Source organism: Gordonia sp. NPDC058843 (assembly GCF_042743165.1).
Lineage (GTDB): Bacteria > Actinomycetota > Actinomycetes > Mycobacteriales > Mycobacteriaceae > Gordonia.
Genome location: NZ_JBHYNC010000001.1, coordinates 255746 through 274735 on the forward strand (window position 1 = coordinate 255746; position 18990 = coordinate 274735).

The window sequence follows — 18990 nt, forward strand, 5'->3', positions numbered from 1 at the left end:
GGAGTCGGAGTCGGGGGCGGAGGCGGGGGCGGGGGCGGAGACGGAGGACCGATGGACCGGCATGTGGTCACCCACCCCGCGAGGACGACCACATGCCGCGCGTCGCTTCTCCGTCACTGATCGGTGTCGGCTCATCGGCGTCCGAGCTCGCAATACCGCCGGAGCCTCCCTCGACCCCCGGCTCCGACGGTTCCGCGTCACCGGGTCCGGGCTGTCAAGGATCCGGCGTGGACTGATCGGCGGCGTTCATATGCCGAACCATTGCAACGCCGTTGCTACGTTACGCGGCGGTAAGAAGGGCAACCAGATGCCAACTTGTGTTGTTGCTCACACGAGGTGGCGGCCCGAGGACACCACTGCTACCGGGTGTCGCAACGCGGCCAGGTCGTCGCGCGGGTTGTCCCCGTACACCACGAAGTCGGCGCGATGCCCGTCCTCCAGGACGTCGGCGCCGAGCCAGCGCCGGGCATTCGTCGACGCCGCCGCAATGGCACCTGCGGGACCCAGGCCGATCTCGGAGAGCGCCTCGATCTCGTCGACGATGCGACCGTGCTCGACGAATCCACCGGCATCGGTCCCGGCATAGATCTGCACCCCGGCCTCCCGCGCCGCCTCGAACACCGCCGGCGCACCGGCGTGCAGAGCGCGCATGTGTGCGGCGTAGGTCGGGAAGCGCTCGGCGCCATCGGCGATACCGGGAAAGTTCTCGACCTGGATCATGGTGGGCACCAAGGCGATCGAGCGATCGACGAGCTGATCGACGAGATCGCCGGTCAATCCGGTGCCGTGTTCGATGCAGTCGACACCCGCGCCGATCAGGTCGACAAGCGCGTCGGTCCCGAAGACGTGCGCGGTGATCCGTGCACCGTGCTCGTGAGCCACCGCGACCGCCGACTCGATCTGCGCGCGGGTCCACAGCGGAGCCAGGTCCCCGACCTCGCGGTCGATCCAGTCCCCGACGATCTTCACCCAGCCGTCGCCGGCCTGCGCCTGCCGGGCCACTTCGGCCGCCAGTTCGTCCGGATCGTCGAGGTCGACGCCGTAGTCGCGCAGGTAACGCTTCGGCCGGGCGATGTGCTTGCCGGAACGGATGAAGCGGGGACACGCGGGATCGTCGTCGAGGGGGTGGGTGTCGAGCGGCGATCCGACCTCGCGGATCAGCAGGGTGCCGGCGCGCGCATCGGCATAGGCGTATCCGCGCGCCTGCTCGATGTCGACGCCCAAACCGGGCGCAATGCCCACGTGGTTGTGGGCGTCGACGAGTCCGGGCAGGAACCAGCCGCCGTCGATCGCCGTCTCGGCGCCGGGAACCGGTGTGGCACTGATGGTGTCACCACTGACCCAGAACTCGACGGGCTCCGCGGTCAGCGGGTCGGTGCCCCGATAGTGCGTCGGCGTCGGTGGCTGGTCCCTACTTCCGCCCACGCGACTATTTCTTCTTCTTCGGCTGCTGGAACTGCGACACGTCGAGACCCTCGAGCCCCGGCGGCAGTTGGTCGAGGCCGGCCGGCATGTTCGACAGGTCCGGGAATCCCGCGGGCATGCCTCCGGGCATGCCCGGGAAGCCACCGCGCGCCCCCTTCGGCGGGGTGGGTCCGCGCCCCTTTCCCTTCTTGCCCTTGCCCTTCTTGCGGTTGGTCTTGCGGTTCATCGCGCCCATGCCCATGCGACCCGACATCTGCGCCATCATCTTCCGGGCCTCGAAGAACCGGTCGACGAGCTGGTTGACCTCGCTCACCGTCACACCCGACCCGTTCGCGATACGGATGCGCCGCGAGGCGTTGATGATCTTCGGGTTGTCGCGTTCGGCGGGGGTCATGCCGCGGATGATGGCCTGCACGCGGTCGAGCTGTTTGTCGTCGACCTGTGACAACACGTCCTTCATCTGGCCGGCGCCGGGCAACATGCCCAGGATGTTGCCGATGGGACCCATCTTGCGGATCATCAGCATCTGGTCGAGGAAGTCCTCGAGGGTCAGCTCGCCCTGCGTGATCTTGGCGGCCGCCGCCTCGGCCTGTTCGGCGTCCCAATGTTGTTCGGCCTGCTCGATGAGCGACAGCACATCGCCCATGCCGAGGATGCGGCTGGCCATCCGGTCGGGGTGGAAGACGTCGAAGTCCTCGAGCTTCTCGCCCGAGGACGCGAACATGATCGGCTGGCCGGTCACCTCGCGCACCGACAGCGCCGCACCACCTCGAGCGTCACCGTCGAGCTTGGTCAGCACGACGCCGGTGAACCCCACGCCGTCGGCGAAGGCCTCGGCGGTCGTCACGGCGTCCTGGCCGATCATCGCGTCGACGACGAACAGCGTCTCGTCGGGTGAGGTCGCGTCCCGGATGTCGGACGCCTGCTTCATCAGCTCCGCGTCGATACCGAGGCGGCCGGCGGTGTCGATGACCACGACGTCGTAGTGCTTGTTACGCGCCTCGTCCACGCCGGCCCGGGCGACCGAGACCGGATCGCCCGAGGTCACACCGAGCACACCGTCGCCGCCGACGCTCGTGCCCGGATGCGGCGCGAACACCGGTACCCCGGCACGTTCGCCGACGATCTGCAGCTGGGAGACAGCACCCGGACGCTGCAGGTCACAGGCGACGAGCAGCGGGGTGTGACCCTGCTGCTTGAGCCAGTTGCCCAGCTTCCCGGCCAGCGTCGTCTTACCGGCACCCTGCAGGCCGGCCAGCATGATGACGGTCGGCGGGTTCTTGGCGAACCGCACGCGCCGGGTCTCGCCACCGAGGATGCCGACGAGTTCCTCGTTGACGATCTTGACGACCGTCTGGGCCGGATTCAGCGCCGCGGAGACCTCGGCTCCCTTGGCGCGCTCCTTGATCCGGGCGATGAAGGACCGGACCACCGCGAGCGAGACGTCCGCCTCGAGCAGGGCGAGCCGGATCTCCCGGCAGGTCCGGTCGATGTCGGCGTCGGAGAGCCGCCCCTTGCCACGCAGATCCTTCAGGGCACCGGTCAACCGGTCGGAGAGGGAATCGAACATGGTCCCATCCTTCCATGCGGGTCCCGCAACGGAACATCTAGGAGATCGGCACTCCCGACCGCCCGGTCCCGCCGTAGGACTGCGGCCCGTCGCCGTCCTCCTCGCGGGCCGGCTGCGGGGGCGGGCAGACCGCGACGATGGCGTCGGTGAGCGCGGCCCGCGCGTCGTCGGTGTCGGTCGCCAGCCGCAGCCCGAAGATGTCCACGCCGGTGGCCCCCAGGGTCTCGACCTTGGCCCAGCGGATGTCGGCGCCGTGGCGCTCCAGCACGGCGCTGATCCGGCTGAGCAGGCCGATGCGGTCATCCGAACGCACCTCCAGCACCACCTCACCTGCCTGCGCCTCCAGCCACGTGACCCGCGGGGGCGCGACGGCGAACAGCGCGGGCACTGCGTTCTTCGGATGCCCGGCCCCGTCCACCTCTGGGTCGGTGCTGCCGGCGCTGGCCCCGAGGGTCACGACGGTGCCGGGGATGGTGGTGACGGTGCCGATCGTCGGGATCGGCGAGTCCCGTTCCCGGGCGTCGAGCCGCGCGAGGACGTCGATCTTCCCGTCGACCGCGGCGATGAGCTGCTGACGGAGCAGGCCGGCGTCGGGCGGGCTGCCGAACATCGGCACCACCAGGAACGAGTTGATCGCCTTGCCGCCGGCACCCTGCGCACAGGCCGAATGGGACCGCAACCCGCCGAGTGCGAGCACTCCGGCCATCTTCGACAGCAGCCCGGGTTGATCGGGCGCGACCATGGTGACGCGGTAGGTGTGCTGACCGTCGGCCCGGACGAGCCGGACCGCGTAGTCCCCCTCGGCAGCCGTGGCGAGCTGCTCGGCGGTCAGCGGTTCGGGCGCACTCGGCTCCTCCCCGTCGATGAGTCGCATCGACCGGCGGACGAGGTCGTGGATGAGCGAGGCCTTCCACTCCCCCCACACCCCCGGACCGGTGGCCAGCGAATCCGCCTCGGCCAGTGCGGCGAGCAGTTCCAGCAACACCCGGTTGTGTCCGAGGGTCTCGACGACGGATTCGGCGGTGGCCGGGTCGTCGAGGTCGCGGCGGGTCGCGACCTGCGGCAGCAACAGGTGGTGCCGCACCATGTCGGACAGGATCGCCACGTCCTGCGGCCAGAGCCCGAACCGGTTGCCGACCTGAACGGCCAGATCGGCGCCGACGATGCTGTGGTCGGCACCCCGCCCCTTGCCGAGGTCGTGGATGAGCGCACCGAGGACGAGGAGGTCGGGCCGGGACACCCGCGTCGTCATCGCACTGGCGTATGCCGCGGTCTCCACGAGGTGCCGGTCGACGGTCCAGGTGTGGATGGCGTCGCGCGGCGGCAGGTCGCGGACGGCTCCCCACTCCGGAAGCAGCCGACCCCACAGACCGGTGCGATCGAGTGCCTCGATCGGGTCGACCATGTGGTGTCCCGAGCTGAGCAGGACCAGCAGGTCACTGCGCGCCTCGGCCGGCCACGGCTCGCGCAGTTCCGGCGCGTAGTCGGCCAGCCTGCTCAGTGTCGACGCGCTGATCGGCAGGCCGGTTCGCGCCGACGCCGCCGCCACCCGCAGGATGAGCCCCGGGTCCTTGCTCGGGATCGCGTTGCGTGCCAACACGATTTCGCCACTGTGCTCGACCACGCCCTCGTCGAGGGGCCGGCGCAACGGCGAACGCCGCAACTTGGCCAGTCCTCGGCGCGGCAGGGCGTTGCCCGCGGTCCGCAGGCCGGCGTCGATCGAGTAGCTGATGGTGCGGGCGGAATCACTGATGACCCGCGCGAGATCGAACCGATCGCCGATCCGAAGGGCCGCACCGATCTCGTCGGCATCCTGGGCCTGCACGTGCTCACGCGGGCGGCCGGCGATGCGATGCAGTTCGGTACGGATGTCGAGCAGCCGTGTGTAGGCGACCTGCGGTCCGGCACCGGGCGAATCGGGGCGCAGGCTCGCCATCCCGCTGGTGAGCTGCGCAATCGCCAGGGCTCCCAGGAGCTGCACATCGCGCAGGCCTCCGCGGCCGCTCTTGAGATCCGGCTCGGCGCGGTGCGCGATGTCGCCGGCACGCCGCCAGCGGTCCTGCGCGTGCGAGACCACCTCGGGGAACCGGGTTCGGATGTCGTTGCGCCACTGCTGGCGGACGCCGCCGATCAGAAGGGTGGAGAGATCCTCGTCGCCGGCGATGTGCCGGGCCTCGAGCAGGCCGAGCGCCGCGGTGACGTCGTCGCCCGCGACCTGCAGCGCCTGCGGCACCGTCCGCACGCTGTGGTCGAGCGGAATGTTGGCGTCCCACAACGGATACCAGAGGCCGTCGGCGACCTCGGACACCCGCTCGGCGGGCATGTCGTCGTGCACCAGGATCAGGTCGAGATCGGAATACGGGAGCATCTCACCGCGGCCGAGTCCGCCCACGGCGACGATCGCGAAACCGCTGTGCGGCTTGATGCCGAGCTCGGCGCCCTTGCTGGTCAGCCAGAACTCGTGCAGGTCGACGAGCACCTGGCGCAGTGCCGGTGCATCGAGTTTTCCCGATCGGCCGGATTCGGTGAGTTGCCGTCGGGTCTTGGCCAGGTCTGCGGCGCTTACGACTGCCTCCAAAGTGTGTGGGAGAGAAACGATTCGAGCTGACGAATGGTACGGCCCCGCGCCCGACGGGTCGTCGGGCACGGGGCCGTTCACCGGGAGTTCGTCAACGCAGCACGGGCTCGCTACAGAGCGTCGCCGCCACGCTCGCCGGTGCGGACGCGAACCACGGACTCCACCGGCGACACCCACACCTTGCCGTCACCGATCTTGCCGGTGCGGGCGGCCTCGACGATCACGTCGACGACCTTGTCGACGGCGGCGTCGTCCACCACGACCTCGACGCGGACCTTGGGTACGAAGTCGACCGAGTACTCGGCGCCGCGGTAGACCTCGGTGTGGCCCTTCTGACGCCCGTAGCCCTGGACCTCACTGACGGTCATGCCCAGGATTCCGGCCTGCTCCAACCCGGCCTTGACGTCCTCGAGCGTGAACGGCTTCACGATTGCAGTGATCAGCTTCATTTGTTATCCCTCTCCACAGGAGTCAGCGTAGTAGCGAATGGCTCGAGCGTCATGCCAGCTCATAGGCCGTCTCGGCGTGTTCGGCCTCGTCGATGCCGGTCTTCTCGTCCTCATCGCTGACCCGCCAACCCAGCGGCTTGAGCACGAAGGCGATGATCGCGGTGAGGACACCGGTGAACACGAGCGCGAACAATGCGATGACGATCTGGACCACCAGCTGCTTGTAATCGCCGCCCCAGAACAGGCCCACGTCCTCGCCGATCAGGCCGATGGCCACGGTGCCCCAGAGGCCGGCAACGAGGTGGACGCCGACGACGTCGAGCGAGTCGTCGTAGCCGAACTTGTTCTTCAGGCCGATCGCGAGGGCGGCCAGAGCGCCGGCGATGACGCCGAGGATCAGCGAGCCGACCGGGGTCAGCGAACCACACGCGGGGGTGATGGCGACCAGACCGGCTACCACACCGGAGGCGGCGCCGACGCTGGTGGCGTGCTTGTCGCGGATGAGTTCCACCGCGAGCCAGCCGATGATCGCCGCGGCCGTCGCAGCGGTCGTGTTGACCCACACCTGACCGGCGAGCAGATCGGCGCCCAGCTCGGAACCGACGTTGAACCCGAACCAGCCGAACCAGAGGAGTGCTGCGCCCAGCATGACGAACGGGATGTTGTGCGGACGGTACGCGGTGCGACCGAAGCCGACCCGCTTGCCGATGATGAGAACCAGGACCAGCGCCGCGATGCCGGCGTTGATGTGGACGACTGTGCCGCCGGCGAAATCGATCGGCGCGACGTTGGCTTCGCCGTCCGTGGTGCCGAACATCTTGGCCGCCAGACCGTCCTCACCTGCGCCGAGGAGGCCGCCGCCACCGACCAGTCCTCCCCAGACCATGTGCGAGAGCGGGAAGTACACGATCGTCGCCCACAGGACGGTGAAGACCATCCAGGTGGAGAACTTCACGCGTTCGGCAAGCGCACCGCTGATGAGGGCGACGGTGATGACCGCGAAGGTCAGCTGGAATCCCATGAAGACGATCGCGGGGATCGACAGGCCGCCGGTCACGTACTGCTCGGTGTCGCCCTCGCCGATGGTGCTCATCAGCTGGTCGGAGCCGAACAGCGCGAACGGATTCGCGAAGATCCCGGCGATGTCGCTGTTACCGGTGATCCCGTCGCTGAACGACATCGAGAAGCCCCACAGCACGTAGACGACGCTGATCGACGCCAGGGCGCCGAAAGACATCATCATCATGTTCAGGACGGACTTGCCTCGCGCCAACCCCCCGTAGAAGAAGGCGAGGCCTGGGGTCATCAGCAACACGAGCGCGGCCGACACGAGCATGAATGCCGTGTTGCCCGTGTCGATCGGGCCAAACGATTCGTTTGGCAACTGAGCCAAATCCACTACGAAACCTCCTCAGGATGCGCCGACGGCTCGGCGCCTCCAAAGAGATTGTCGGCACTCGGTTTCAGCTGTGGTGCCCCGACGTTTCCGGCGCGTAACCCCCTGAGCGGTTTGTATTGCGCACATGTAACGTCCCAGTTCGGCTCTGAGCGGTCTCTCAGACTCCTCGACCGACGTCTAACCCGACATTTCCGATCGCAGATCCGGACTTCACGCCAGCGTCCTCGCGAAGTTCACAGGAGGGCGTCGACGAATGCGTCGGGTTCGAACGGCGCGAGATCGTCCGCACCCTCCCCCAGCCCGACGAGCTTGACCGGCACGCCGAGTTCCTTCTGCACGTGGAACACGATGCCACCCTTGGCCGTGCCGTCGAGCTTGGTGAGCACCACGCCGGTGATGTTGACGACTTCGGCGAACACCCGGGCCTGCATCAACCCGTTCTGTCCGACGGTCGCGTCGAGGACCAGCAGCACCTCGTCCACCGGCGCCTTCTTCTCGACGACGCGCTTGACCTTGCCCAGTTCGTCCATCAGACCGGTCTTGGTGTGTAGCCGACCCGCCGTGTCGATCATGACCACGTCGACACCGGTCTCGATACCGCGGTCGACCGCGTCGAACGCGACCGCCGCGGGATCGGCCTGCTCCTTGCCGCGCACGATCTCGGCGCCGACGCGCTCGCCCCAGGTCTGCAACTGGTCGGCGGCGGCCGCACGGAAGGTGTCGGCCGCTCCGAGCAGGACGCGACGGCCGTCCGCGACGAGCACTCGTGCGAGCTTTCCGGTCGTGGTCGTCTTGCCGGTGCCGTTGACCCCGACCACGAGCACGACGGCGGGCCGGCCTGCGTGCGGAAGGGCTCGGATCGACCGGTCGAGTGTGGGGTCGAGCTGATCGACCAGAACCCGTTTGAGCAACGCCCGGGCCTCGCCGGCGGTACGGACCGGGTTGGCCGCGAGTTCGGTGCGCAACGTCTCGACGACGGTGGCCGTGGTCGAGGCGCCGAGGTCGGCCATCACCAACGTGTCCTCGATCTCCTCCCAGCTGTCCTCGTCGAGGTCGCCGGCTCCGAGGAGCCCCAGCACGCCCTTGCCGATCGCGCCCTGGGACCGGGACAGCCGGCCGCGCAGACGACCGATCCGTCCCGCCGTCGGCGCGATCTCGTCCAGCGGTGCCGCCGTCGTCGCCTCCGCGACGTCGTCGGGCACCTGCGTCTGCGGTTCGGCGGTCGCGGGTTCGGGTTCGACGACCTCGGGTTCGACGACCTCGGGTTCGACGACCTCGGGTTCGACGACGTCGGGCTCGACGACCTCGGGCTCGACGACCTCCGGCTCCGCAGTCTCGGGTACTACCGTCTCGGGCTCTACCGTCTCGGGTTCGGCGATGTCCGGCTCGGGCAGCGACACCTCCGTGACGCCACGCCGGATCGAATCCCGCGGCACCGCCGCGTCGTCGCCGACACCCGGCTGTCCGTCGACGTCGGTGCGATCTCCCGGCGGTCGCACCACCTCGGGCGCGGGCGTCTGGGGTGCCGGTGCCTGGGGTTCGGTGATCCGGGGTGTCTCGGTTTCCGGCTTGCGTCGTGGCGGTTCGGCCAGGGCGGTGTCGCCCCCGGCCTCACCGCGGCTGAAGCTGAAACCCGATCCGGCCTGGTATCCCCCGGACCGGTCGACCTGGCGGGTCGTGCCGTCGACGACTTCCGGCTGGCGCTCGTCGGTCAGCGAGATGCGGCGGCGGCGCGTCAGCACCAGACCGAGCACGATCAACGCGATCACGACGAGAACCGCGACGACGATGCCGATGATGATTCCGGTGTTCACTGGCTGGTGTCCTCCTGTTGACCGACGGGCATGTTCACTCCGCGCATGCGTTGCGAGATGACCGTTGTGATGCCGTCGCCGCGCATGCTGACCCCGTAGAGCGCATCCGCGACCTCCATCGTGGGCTTCTGGTGGGTGATGACGATGAGCTGGGACTTCTCCCGCAGCTGTGCGAACAGTGTGATGAGTCGCCTCAGGTTGGTGTCGTCGAGTGCGGCCTCGACCTCGTCCATGACGTAGAACGGCGAGGGCCGCGCGCGGAAGATCGCCACCAGCATCGCGACCGCGGTCAGCGACTTCTCCCCACCGGACAGCAGCGAGAGCCGCTTGACCTTCTTACCCGGCGGACGCGCCTCGACCTCGATGCCCGTCGTGAGCATGTCGCCGGGGTCGGTGAGGACGAGGCGGCCCTCGCCGCCGGGGAACAGGGTCTGAAAGACCTGGCCGAACTCCCGCTCCACGTCGGCATAGGCCTCGGTGAACACCTGCAGGATGCGCGCGTCGACGTCCTCGACCACGTCGAGCAGATCCTTGCGCGCCGCCTTGACGTCCTCGAGCTGCGACGACAGGAAGTTGTACCTCTCCTCGAGCGCGGCGAACTCCTCGAGCGCGAGGGGGTTGACCTTGCCGAGCGTGTTCAGGTCCTTCTGCGCCTTCTTCGCGCGGGCCTCCTGGGTCGCCCGGTTGTAGGGCATCGGGGCCGGGGCGACGACCTGCTCGCCACGGTCCCTGGCCTGCTCGTACTCGGCCATCTCGAGCGCCGACGGCGGCATCGGCACGTCGGGACCGTATTCGGCGATCAGATCGTCCGGGGCCATCGCGAAGGTCTCGAGGACCTGCTCTTCGAGCTGCTCGATCCGCAGCGCGACCTGGGCTCGCGCCACCTCGTCGCGATGAACGGTGTCGCGCAACGAGTTCAGCGTGCTCGTCAGCTCCCCGGCGCGCACCCGGAGTTCGTCCAGGGTCGCGGTTCGCGCGACACGGATCTCCTCGAGCTCGTCGCGTCCGGCCTGTGCCGAGGCCACCGCGGCGGCCAGTCGCTCGCTCACCTGGGCGCCGGCACGTTCGACGGCTGCGGCGACACCGGCCGCCTGTCGGCGGATCTCGTCTTGGCGGCGTGCCCGCTCACGCGCCTCCCGTTCCCGCTGCGCGGCGCGACGGAGCGAGTCCGCCTTGCCCCGGACCGAGGCGAGTCGTTCCTCCGCGGTCCGCAACGTCAGACGCGCCTCCATCTCGGCGCTGCGAGCCACGCCGACGGCTGTCGCGGCGTTCGCGCGATCGGTGTCGTCGGCCGACACATCGGTGCCCACCTCGGACTCGTCCCGGGCGAGCCGAAGCCGCTCGGTGAGCTCGTGCAGCGATTGGAGGGTCTCCGCACGACCTTTCTCGAGGAGGTTCCGCTGTCGCGTCAGTTTGTCGGCCTCGGCCCGCGACGTCCGGATCTCCTGACCCAGCCGCGCCATCTGCTCGTACGCGGCCCCGACGCCGGCGTCGGATTCGTGCAGCCCGGCCAGCGCCTCTTCGGCCGCCTCCCGGCGTTCGTGCTGTTCGGTGAGCGCACCGTCGAGCGCCGCCTCGAGTTCTTCGACGCGGCGGCGCGTCGCGGTGAGCTCTGCGGTCGCCGCGTCGATGGCCGACTGCACCTCCAGTGTGGAGGGGCGCCGCGACGAACCACCCTCGACCGACGCCGCCGAGATGCGGTCACCGGCGGGGGTCACCGCGCGCACTCCGAGACGGCGGGCGAGCTCGAGTCCCTGCGCCGGGTCGTCGACGATCACGGTGTCGAACAAGACGGTGTCGATGGCGCCGCGGATCTCCGGCCGGGTGTCGACCACCGAGGCCGCCCACCTCGCGCCGTCGGGTAGTGCGGTGTCGTCCTGCCGAACCGGGCTCGTGAGCCCGCCACAGATCAGCGCGGCCCGTCCCCCGTCGCCGGACTTGAGGGCCGCCAAGGCCCGCACCGCGGCGATCCCGTCCACGGTGACGATGCCGTCGACCGCCGGCCCGAGTGCCCCGGCGATGGCCGTCTCGAATCCCGATTCGACCGTGACCAGCTCCGACATCGGTCCCAGCAGGCCGTCGGATGCGTTTTCCAGCAGCCACGCGCCGCCGTCGCCTCGTTCGAGTCCCATGGCGAGCGCGTCCACTCGCGCCGACAACGAGGCGATGGCGTGCTCGGCCTCGCGGTGCGCGGCCTGCAGGGTCGCCACACGTTCGTTGGACAGATTCAGAGCGGCGACGCAGCGTTCGTGGTGCTCGTCGAGGGCACGCTCGGCAGCCTCCAGTTGCGCCAGTTCGCCGGCCGCCGAGTCCTGTTGCGTCACCGCAGCTTCGGCGCGCTCCGTGGCGACGGAGATCGCGTCGGTGAGGCGCTGCGACTCGGTGTCGACCGACTCCGCGCGCGTCCGCAGGTTGTCCACCTGCCCTTCGAGGCGCGCCAGCCCCTCACGACGGTCGGCGATGGCTCGGACAGCCGCCAGGTGAGCGGCCTCGGCCGCCTCCGCGATCGACTCGCGCTCGCCGAGCACTTCGCGAGCGCTCTCGAGCTGCTCGGCGGCGATCTCGACGCTCTCGGTCAGCTCTGCTTCGAGTTCGGCGGCCTCGAGGGCCTGCTCGTCGAGTTCGTCCGGATCGGGCCCGGACGCCTCGCTCGACGGTTCGCTGAGATATCTACTGCGTTCGGCGGCCACCCGGCGGGTGGCGTCGACGCGCTCGGCCAGCGCCGACAACCGGAACCACGCGCGGTTCGCGGCGGCCGCGGCCGGTGTGATCTCCGCGAGATGCTGTTCGTGTGCGGCCACCTCCGCGTTCGCACGGTCCAGTTCGGCGGCCACTTCGTCCTGCCTGCGGCGGACCTCGTCCTCGACGGCGGCGTGCTCGGCCATCTCCGTCCGGCGGGTGACGAGATCGTCGGCGGCCAGGCGCAACCGGGCATCGCGGAGGTCGGCCTGCACGGTCTGGGCGCGGCGTGCCACCTCGGCCTGGCGGCCCAGCGGCTTGAGCTGACGACGGAGTTCGGCGGTCAGGTCGGTCAGGCGCGCCAGATTCGCCTGCATCGCATCGAGCTTGCGAACCGCCTTTTCCTTGCGCTTGCGGTGCTTGAGGACACCCGCCGCCTCTTCGATGAACGCGCGACGGTCCTCGGGCCGGGACTCGAGGATCGCCGACAAGCGGCCCTGGCCGACGATGACGTGCATCTCACGCCCGATGCCCGAATCCGACAGCAGCTCCTGCACGTCCATGAGTCGGCACGAACTGCCGTTGATCTCGTACTCACCGGCACCGTCGCGGAACATCCGGCGCGTGATCGACACCTCGGAGTACTCGATCGGTAGCGCGCCGTCGGCGTTGTCGATGGTGAGAGTCACCTCGGCGCGGCCCAGCGGCGGGCGGCCGGACGTCCCCGCGAAGATGACGTCCTGCATCTTTCCGCCGCGCAGCGCTTTGGCTCCCTGCTCGCCCATCACCCAGGTCAGGGCGTCGACGACGTTGGACTTACCGGAGCCGTTGGGCCCGACGACGCACGTGATACCCGGCTCGAAGCGCAGGGTCGTCGCCGAGGCAAACGACTTGAAGCCCTTCAGGGTCAGGCTCTTGAGGTGCACGACGGTACAGACTACTCACCATCGTGACGTGTTTCTCCGCCCCGCTCACCGTTCGACGAAGCCCTCGAGGTCCCCGCGCGGTTCATCCACACGCTCGACCACCAGGTCGACCCGTCCCGGAGTGGCGCCGGACCGCAGCGCATCGAGCAGAGCGACAGCGGAGTCCCGTGGCCCCTCCGCGACGACCAGCACCCGCCCATCGGCCTGATTCGAGGCATAGCCGACGAGACCGAGTTCGAGAGCGCGCGACCTGGTCCACCACCGGAACCCCACGCCCTGCACATGTCCGTGGACATGCGCGGTGAGCCGAATGCGGTCGGCGCCCTCGCTCCGGGTCTCGTCTGTCATGGCGTCAGTCCGTCTGAATCCGCAGATCCACCTCGGCGCCGGCCTTCACAGTGCGTCCGACGGTGCACACCGCGTCGATGGCGCGCTCGACGACGACGAGCAGGCGGGCCGCGGCATCGGGTTCGAGTTCGGACAGGTCGATCTCGAGGATCTCCTCGATGCGCGGGTAGACCTCGTTGTCGCGGTCTGCGTCGCCGCTCACCCGGATCGTCGCGTCGTAGTCGTCACCGAGGCGACGCGCCAACGGCCGGTCCGACGACATGCCGGTGCATGCGGCCAGTGCGATCTTGAGCAGTTCACCCGGGGTGAAGACACCCTCGACATCCTGCGAGCCGATCAGCACCTCGCCCCCGCGCGAACTGCGTCCGGTGTACCGGCGGGTGCCGGTGCGCTCGACCCAGAGGTCGGTGTGGACCTGATCGGCGGGGGCCCCGGACGTGGGGGCAGTTGCTTCGGTGGTCATCGAAGGCGGTCCTCTCAAAATTCTCCGGCAGGCGGCGCTGATACCGCGACCAATAGTAAGAGCTGCGGTTCAGAGATTGTTCCCGGTGCCGCACCACCGCTCACGGCTTCCGTTCCCGCTCACCGAAAAAGTCTGAGCAGGAACGGAAACAGTGAGCGACAGTCGGATGGGTCAGCGCGCGTCCGATCGTGCACTCGGTGGCCGCTGGCACCGCGGACAGAAGAACGAGCTGCGGTTCATGAACTGTTCCCGGCGCATGATCGCCCCGCAGCGTCGGCACGGCTCCCCTGCCCGCCCGTAGGCGTTCAGGGAGCGCTCGAAGTACCCGGACTGTCCGTTGACATTCACGTAGAGGGCATCGAAAGAGGTGCCGCCGACCTTCAGCGCCGCCGCCATCACGTCGGTGACGGCGTCGATCAGTTCGCGCAGTTTCTTGCGGCTGATCGTCTCCGCGATCCGGGCCCCGTGCAGGCGTGCCCGCCACAGCGCCTCGTCGGCGTAGATGTTGCCCACCCCGGAGATCACCGTCTGGTCCAGGAGGACGCGCTTGATCTCGGAGTGCTTGGCGCGCATACGGTTCACGACCCGTTCGACGTCGAAGGCCGGGTCGAAGGGGTCGGTCGCGATGTGCGCCACCGACACCGGGACGTCGGCGGTCGCCGGGTCGCCTGTGCTCGGATCACCCGGCAGCGCATACACATCCGGGGTGTAATCGTCGAGATGCCAACCGCCGAAGGTCCGTTGGTCGACGAAGCGGAGTTCGTTCTCGTCGTCGAGAACCGCACGGACCCGCAGATGGGTGTGGTCGGGCGTACCGGCCCGTGCGATCAGCATCTGGCCGCTCATCCCGAGGTGGACCACGAGCGCCGCCCGGTCGGCGCCGTCGGCGAGGTCGATCCACAGATACTTGCCTCGCCGACGGACCCCGGTCACCTGCTTACCGGCCAGTCGACCGATCAGATCCGGCTCACCGCCGATGTGACGACGGATCGCACGCGGATGCAGCACTTCCGTCGAGGTGACCGCGCGACCGACGAGATGGGACTCGAGACCGCTACGGACGGTCTCGACCTCAGGTAGTTCAGGCATGCCGCGCCGCGGTCAGCCGGTGCACTGGGCAGGAGTTCACGATGCGGAAGCGCGCTCGGTGAGCACTTTCCAGGCGTGCGCAGCGGCCTGCTGCTCCGCTTCCTTCTTCGTCCGGCCGACACCCTCGCCCAGACTCTCGCCGGCGACCAGCGCGGTGGCGGTGAACTCCTTGTTGTGGTCGGGCCCGGTCGCACTGATCTGATACTGCGGCGGCCCGAACCCGCGCTCGGAGCTCAGTTCTTGGAGCGAGGTCTTCCAGTCCAACCCCGCGCCGAGTCGGCCGGCATGGTCCAGTCGCTCGTCGAACAGGCGCAAGATGACGCGCTGTGACGTCTCGAGTCCGTGGCTGAGGAACACCGCGCCGAACAGCGACTCCAGGCCGTCGGCCAGGATCGAGTCCTTGTCACGACCGCCGGTCATCTCCTCACCGCGGCCGAGGAACAGATACTTGCCCAGTCCGCCCTCGTCCCCGAGACCGCGCGCGACATCGGCGAGTGCGTGCATGTTGACGACGCTGGCCCGAATCTTCGCGAGTTCACCCTCGGGCCGATCGGGATATCGCAGATACAGACGCTGGGTGATGACGACACCGAGCACCGAATCGCCGAGGAACTCCAGGCGCTCGTTGGTGGGCAGCCCACCGTGCTCGTACGCGTAGGACCGGTGGGTCAGCGCCAGGGTGAGGAGATCGTCGGGGATGTCGGTGTCCAGGGCGTCGAGCAGTGCGGAACGCGGACCGTCCTCGCGTACGGCCTCAGTCACGATGTCGTTTCCGGTCGGGATCTGCGGTCTCGGCGGCATCGCCTTCCGGAGCCGGATCGTTCGTCTCGAGGTCGGCGAACTTGTTCGCGAGGCCGGCCCAGCGCGGGTCGATGAGCTCATGGGCGTGGCCGGGTTCGGCGATCGCGAGACGGACTCCGCAGACCTGACACAGGCCCTGGCAGTCCGGTGAGCACAGCGGTGACATCGGCAGTTCGAGCGCCACGGCGTCGATGATCGATTGCTCGAGATCGATGCGGTCGTCGGCGATGCGGTGGATGTCGTCTGCGTCGGTCGTCTGCTCGGTGGCGCTGTCCGGGTAGGCGAACAGCTCGGTGAGGAAAACCGTCACCGTCCCGTCGACCGGCTCGAGACAGCGCGAGCACTGACCGACCGTCTCACCACACACCGTCCCGGTCACCAGGATTCCCTCGGACACCGCCTCGAGGCGGAGATCGAGATCGACATCGGAATCCGCGGGAATCCCGACCATCTCGACGCCGAGTCGCGCGGGTGTCCGGGCGGTGCGATGCACCTCGGACATGGTGCCCGGGCGGCGTCCCATCGAACGCACATCCAGCACGAACGGCTCGCGCTTCGGGTTCGAACCGGGACCGTGCGACGGCTCTGATGTCACAGCATGATCAGCCACAGACGCCCACCATACGCTCGCGCCCCGGAATGATCGACCGACGCCGACGGTGTGTGGAAAGCCGGGTCGCCGAGCGTGTCACACCGCGAGCGGCGAACCGTGGTCACGGTCGTAGGTGTGGCGGGTCGACGTCTCGCGCGATCGTGAACCGTCGCCTCGACCCTCGGACCGCCCGGACTCGTCGACGCCCCGCGGGTACTCGACATAGTCGTGCATCCCGGCGCCGGTGCGCAGCTGATGCCGACCCCGGTTCACCGAACGCAGCGTGCCGGTCAGGACCTCTTCGAACTGGGCGAGCTTCTCGTCGACATAGACGTCGCAGTCTCCCCGCAGACGATCCGCCTCGGCATGTGCGGCATCGATGATCCGCTCGGCCTCGGACTTCGCCGCGCCGACCACCTCGGTCTCGGAGACGAGGCGCTGCTGCTCGGCGATGCCGTCGGCCACGGACTTGTCGTAGGAGTTGTTGGCCGCGTCGATGGTGCGCTGCGCCTCGGCTCGTGCACGACCGGTGACCGCCTCGAACTCCCGCGCCGCACTCGTCTGCAGGCGATGGGCTTCCTCCGAAGCATCCTCGACGAGCGAACCGGAGTGTGCGCTCGCCTCGTCGACCATCCGGTCGGCCTGCGCCTTGGCCTCGGAGAGGATCCGGTCGGCCTCGGCGCGGGCGTGCGCGAGCACCGCCTCGGACTCCGAGTCCGCCTTCGACACCGTTGTCTCGGCGTGCTCGCGCGCATCGCCGATCAGCGTGTCGCGCTGATCGAGGACGTCCTGTGCGTCGTCGAGCTCGCCGGGGATGGAGTCCTTGATGTCGTCGAGGAGTTCGAGCACATCGCCGCGCGGAACGACGCAGCCCGCGGTCATCGGCACGCTCCGTGCCTCTTCGACGATCGCCACCAGCTCGTCGAGAGCCTCAAATACCCGGTACACAGCCACCCCAATCCGGCGCTTGCCTGGTTGCAACAATTGGTGAATCTGTGACTATTGTGCCGAATGATGCGCCTGTGACTCGTGAAGCGCGTGGGGTGTGTCGCGATCCGCGTCCCGGGTCAAGCCGACCGCTCTCCCGACAGTCGGCCCATCAGGCGGTCGTGCACATGTCCGGACAGGAACGGCGTGACGTCGCCACCCAACTTCGCCACCTCTTTGACCAACGAACTGGACACGTGGGCGAATCGCGGGTCGGTGAGGAGGAAGACCGTCTCCACGTCGGCGAGCTCGCGGTTCATCTGCGCCATCGGTACCTCGTAGTCGAAGTCGACCGCGGAGCGCAGACCCTTCACGATCGTGTGGATCGACTCCTGACGCAGATAGTCGACGAGCAGCCCCTCCCACCGGTCGACGCGCACGTTCGCCAGGTCCGAACAGTCCTCGGCGATGAGTTCTATCCGCTCGTCGACGCCGAACATGCCGCGCTTGTTGGGATTGACCACCACGGTGATCACGACCTCGTCGAAACACGCTGCGGCGCGTTCGACCACGTATCGGTGACCGAGGGTGAAGGGATCGAAGGAACCGGGACACACTGCCGTCGTCATGGCCCGAACTTACCGGTCAGACCAGGCGTGCGATCTCCACCCGGGTGTCGCCGTAGGACTTGCCGACGACCACCTCGTACTCCGGCGGCCAGACCTCTCCGGTCGATCGCGCCGAGCGCTCGAGGACCACCAGAGCGTCGTCGGCCAGGTGAGTGGTCAGCAGGGCGAGATCCTCGGCGACCCGGTCGGCACCGAGGTCGTACGGCGGGTCGGAGAAGACCAGCCCGAACCGTCGCTCCGGTGCGCCGGCGAGGTAGGCGGACACGGGACGCGTATGTACGGTGGTGGTCGAGGCCACACCACAGGCATTGACGTTCGCGGCGATCGTGGCGGCGGCCCGACGCCCGGAGTCGATGAAGGTTGCACCCTCCGCTCCACGCGAGATCGCCTCCAAGCCCAGCGCCCCCGATCCGGCATACAGGTCGAGCACCCAGACCCCGTCCAGATCGGATCTCGCGGCGAGCATGTTGAACACCGACTCTCGAACCCGGTCGGATGTGGGCCGAGTGCCCTCTCCCGGGACACGCAGCCGACGGCCGCCCAGCCGGCCGGCGATGATCCTCGTCATGGAGCCATTCTGCAACCCGGGGAGCCGCCCGAACCAATCGTGAATCACGTCTTTGTGACCCACTTCACATTGCACGTCTGATCAGGGACAAGGTAGGAGTTCAGCGGACCAATTTCCGCTGGTACATGACTTCCCCGACACGCGTTGTTAACGTCGAATGCGTTATGAGCCCTTCCCACACAAGATCGGCCCCGACAACCACCCTTGCCGTCGACTACCGCACACCAACGGTCGACGACGGCACCCGCCTCTGGGAAATCGCTTCGGACTCAAAGGTTCTCGACGTCAACTCGAGCTACTCCTACGTCCTGTGGTGCCACGATTTCGCCACTACCTCAATTGTTGCCGAAGTGGACGGCCGCGCAGTCGGTTTCGTCACCGGTTACCGTCGGCAGAGCGACCCCTCCACCCTGATGGTCTGGCAGGTCGCCGTCGACGACGAGGTCCGTGGACACGGCATCGCCGCGACGATGCTGCATCAGCTGTTCGACCGCGTCAACCGGCACGGCATGGTGGCCATGCACACGACCATCAGCCCGGACAACGTTCCGTCGCAGCGCCTCTTCGAGTCGGTGGCGAAGTCCCGCGGACTCCGTTTCGAGCGTCGAGACCTGTTCGCAGCCAACACTTTCCCCGACTCACACGAGCCGGAGGACCTCTACATGCTCGAGCCGGAGATCCCCGAGCCCTGAGGTTTTGAGCACTGGGTCCGCCTGCGCCGATCGCAGGTGGG

At 68.4% G+C, this 18990-nt stretch carries 16 protein-coding genes; 1 reads left to right on the forward strand and 15 read right to left on the reverse strand.

From position 1 onward, the window contains the following. Positions 1 to 327 precede the first annotated feature (327 nt). The 15 genes from ACFW3F_RS01230 to rsmD form a co-directional block, all read right to left on the reverse strand. Positions 328 to 1425 (reverse strand): amidohydrolase family protein, encoded by a 1098-nt coding sequence (locus ACFW3F_RS01230; RefSeq protein ID WP_388053485.1) that lies wholly within the window; start codon positions 1423 to 1425, stop codon positions 328 to 330. A 4-nt stretch (positions 1426 to 1429) separates the two neighbouring features. Then, on the reverse strand, positions 1430 to 2995 hold the full coding sequence (gene ffh / locus ACFW3F_RS01235) for a signal recognition particle protein (RefSeq protein WP_388053487.1): 1566 nt from the start codon (positions 2993 to 2995) through the stop codon (positions 1430 to 1432). A gap of 37 nt (positions 2996 to 3032) precedes the next feature. Beyond that, positions 3033 to 5654, reverse strand: coding sequence for a [protein-PII] uridylyltransferase (locus tag ACFW3F_RS01240; protein WP_388053489.1), 2622 nt, complete (start codon positions 5652 to 5654; stop codon positions 3033 to 3035). Between the two features lie 29 nt (positions 5655 to 5683). Beyond that, a complete protein-coding gene (locus ACFW3F_RS01245; protein ID WP_004572306.1) occupies positions 5684 to 6022 on the reverse strand; it encodes a P-II family nitrogen regulator in 339 nt (112 codons plus the stop codon). A gap of 49 nt (positions 6023 to 6071) precedes the next feature. Further along, positions 6072 to 7421: an ammonium transporter gene (locus ACFW3F_RS01250; protein WP_388053491.1), complete on the reverse strand. Its 1350-nt coding sequence runs from the start codon at positions 7419 to 7421 to the stop codon at positions 6072 to 6074. A gap of 233 nt (positions 7422 to 7654) precedes the next feature. After that, a complete protein-coding gene (ftsY, locus tag ACFW3F_RS01255; protein ID WP_388053493.1) occupies positions 7655 to 9235 on the reverse strand; it encodes a signal recognition particle-docking protein FtsY in 1581 nt (526 codons plus the stop codon). Further along, a complete protein-coding gene (smc, locus tag ACFW3F_RS01260; protein ID WP_388053495.1) occupies positions 9232 to 12840 on the reverse strand; it encodes a chromosome segregation protein SMC in 3609 nt (1202 codons plus the stop codon). Before smc ends, ftsY begins: the two co-directional genes overlap by 4 nt. Positions 12841 to 12885: 45 nt before the next feature. Further along, complete coding sequence (locus ACFW3F_RS01265; RefSeq protein WP_388053497.1) at positions 12886 to 13188, reverse strand: acylphosphatase; 303 nt, start codon at positions 13186 to 13188, stop codon at positions 12886 to 12888. Between the two features lie 4 nt (positions 13189 to 13192). Beyond that, complete coding sequence (locus tag ACFW3F_RS01270) at positions 13193 to 13651, reverse strand: OsmC family protein (RefSeq protein WP_388053498.1); 459 nt, start codon at positions 13649 to 13651, stop codon at positions 13193 to 13195. Positions 13652 to 13822: 171 nt separating this feature from the next. Beyond that, positions 13823 to 14740, reverse strand: coding sequence for a bifunctional DNA-formamidopyrimidine glycosylase/DNA-(apurinic or apyrimidinic site) lyase (mutM, locus tag ACFW3F_RS01275; protein WP_388053500.1), 918 nt, complete (start codon positions 14738 to 14740; stop codon positions 13823 to 13825). Positions 14741 to 14776: 36 nt separating this feature from the next. Next, positions 14777 to 15502 (reverse strand): ribonuclease III, encoded by a 726-nt coding sequence (gene rnc / locus ACFW3F_RS01280; protein WP_388053502.1) that lies wholly within the window; start codon positions 15500 to 15502, stop codon positions 14777 to 14779. Next, positions 15495 to 16136, reverse strand: coding sequence for a YceD family protein (locus ACFW3F_RS01285; protein ID WP_388053692.1), 642 nt, complete (start codon positions 16134 to 16136; stop codon positions 15495 to 15497). Before ACFW3F_RS01285 ends, rnc begins: the two co-directional genes overlap by 8 nt. 93 nt (positions 16137 to 16229) lie before the next feature. Continuing rightward, on the reverse strand, positions 16230 to 17081 hold the full coding sequence (locus tag ACFW3F_RS01290; protein WP_388053504.1) for a DivIVA domain-containing protein: 852 nt from the start codon (positions 17079 to 17081) through the stop codon (positions 16230 to 16232). Between the two features lie 119 nt (positions 17082 to 17200). Further along, entirely contained in the window at positions 17201 to 17689 is a 489-nt protein-coding gene (coaD, locus tag ACFW3F_RS01295) for a pantetheine-phosphate adenylyltransferase (protein ID WP_388053506.1), read from the reverse strand. A gap of 16 nt (positions 17690 to 17705) precedes the next feature. Next, positions 17706 to 18257, reverse strand: coding sequence for a 16S rRNA (guanine(966)-N(2))-methyltransferase RsmD (gene rsmD, locus ACFW3F_RS01300; RefSeq protein WP_388053508.1), 552 nt, complete (start codon positions 18255 to 18257; stop codon positions 17706 to 17708). 164 nt (positions 18258 to 18421) lie between these two features. Between rsmD and ectA the strand changes: the two genes are divergently transcribed. Further along, on the forward strand, positions 18422 to 18949 hold the full coding sequence (gene ectA, locus ACFW3F_RS01305) for a diaminobutyrate acetyltransferase (protein WP_388053510.1): 528 nt from the start codon (positions 18422 to 18424) through the stop codon (positions 18947 to 18949). Positions 18950 to 18990 lie beyond the last annotated feature (41 nt).

What these genes read in the sequence shown, in the direction of transcription:
- ffh (WP_388053487.1), bottom strand. Translation starts at nt 2,995, where the DNA reads ATGTTCGATTCCCTCTCCGACCGGTTGACCGGTGCCCTGAAGGATCTG.
- ACFW3F_RS01245 (WP_004572306.1), bottom strand. Translation starts at nt 6,022, where the DNA reads ATGAAGCTGATCACTGCAATCGTGAAGCCGTTCACGCTCGAGGACGTC.
- ACFW3F_RS01265 (WP_388053497.1), bottom strand. Translation starts at nt 13,188, where the DNA reads ATGACAGACGAGACCCGGAGCGAGGGCGCCGACCGCATTCGGCTCACC.
- ACFW3F_RS01270 (WP_388053498.1), bottom strand. Translation starts at nt 13,651, where the DNA reads ATGACCACCGAAGCAACTGCCCCCACGTCCGGGGCCCCCGCCGATCAG.
- mutM (WP_388053500.1), bottom strand. Translation starts at nt 14,740, where the DNA reads ATGCCTGAACTACCTGAGGTCGAGACCGTCCGTAGCGGTCTCGAGTCC.
- coaD (WP_388053506.1), bottom strand. Translation starts at nt 17,689, where the DNA reads ATGACGACGGCAGTGTGTCCCGGTTCCTTCGATCCCTTCACCCTCGGT.
- rsmD (WP_388053508.1), bottom strand. Translation starts at nt 18,257, where the DNA reads ATGACGAGGATCATCGCCGGCCGGCTGGGCGGCCGTCGGCTGCGTGTC.
- ectA (WP_388053510.1), top strand. Translation starts at nt 18,422, where the DNA reads ATGAGCCCTTCCCACACAAGATCGGCCCCGACAACCACCCTTGCCGTC.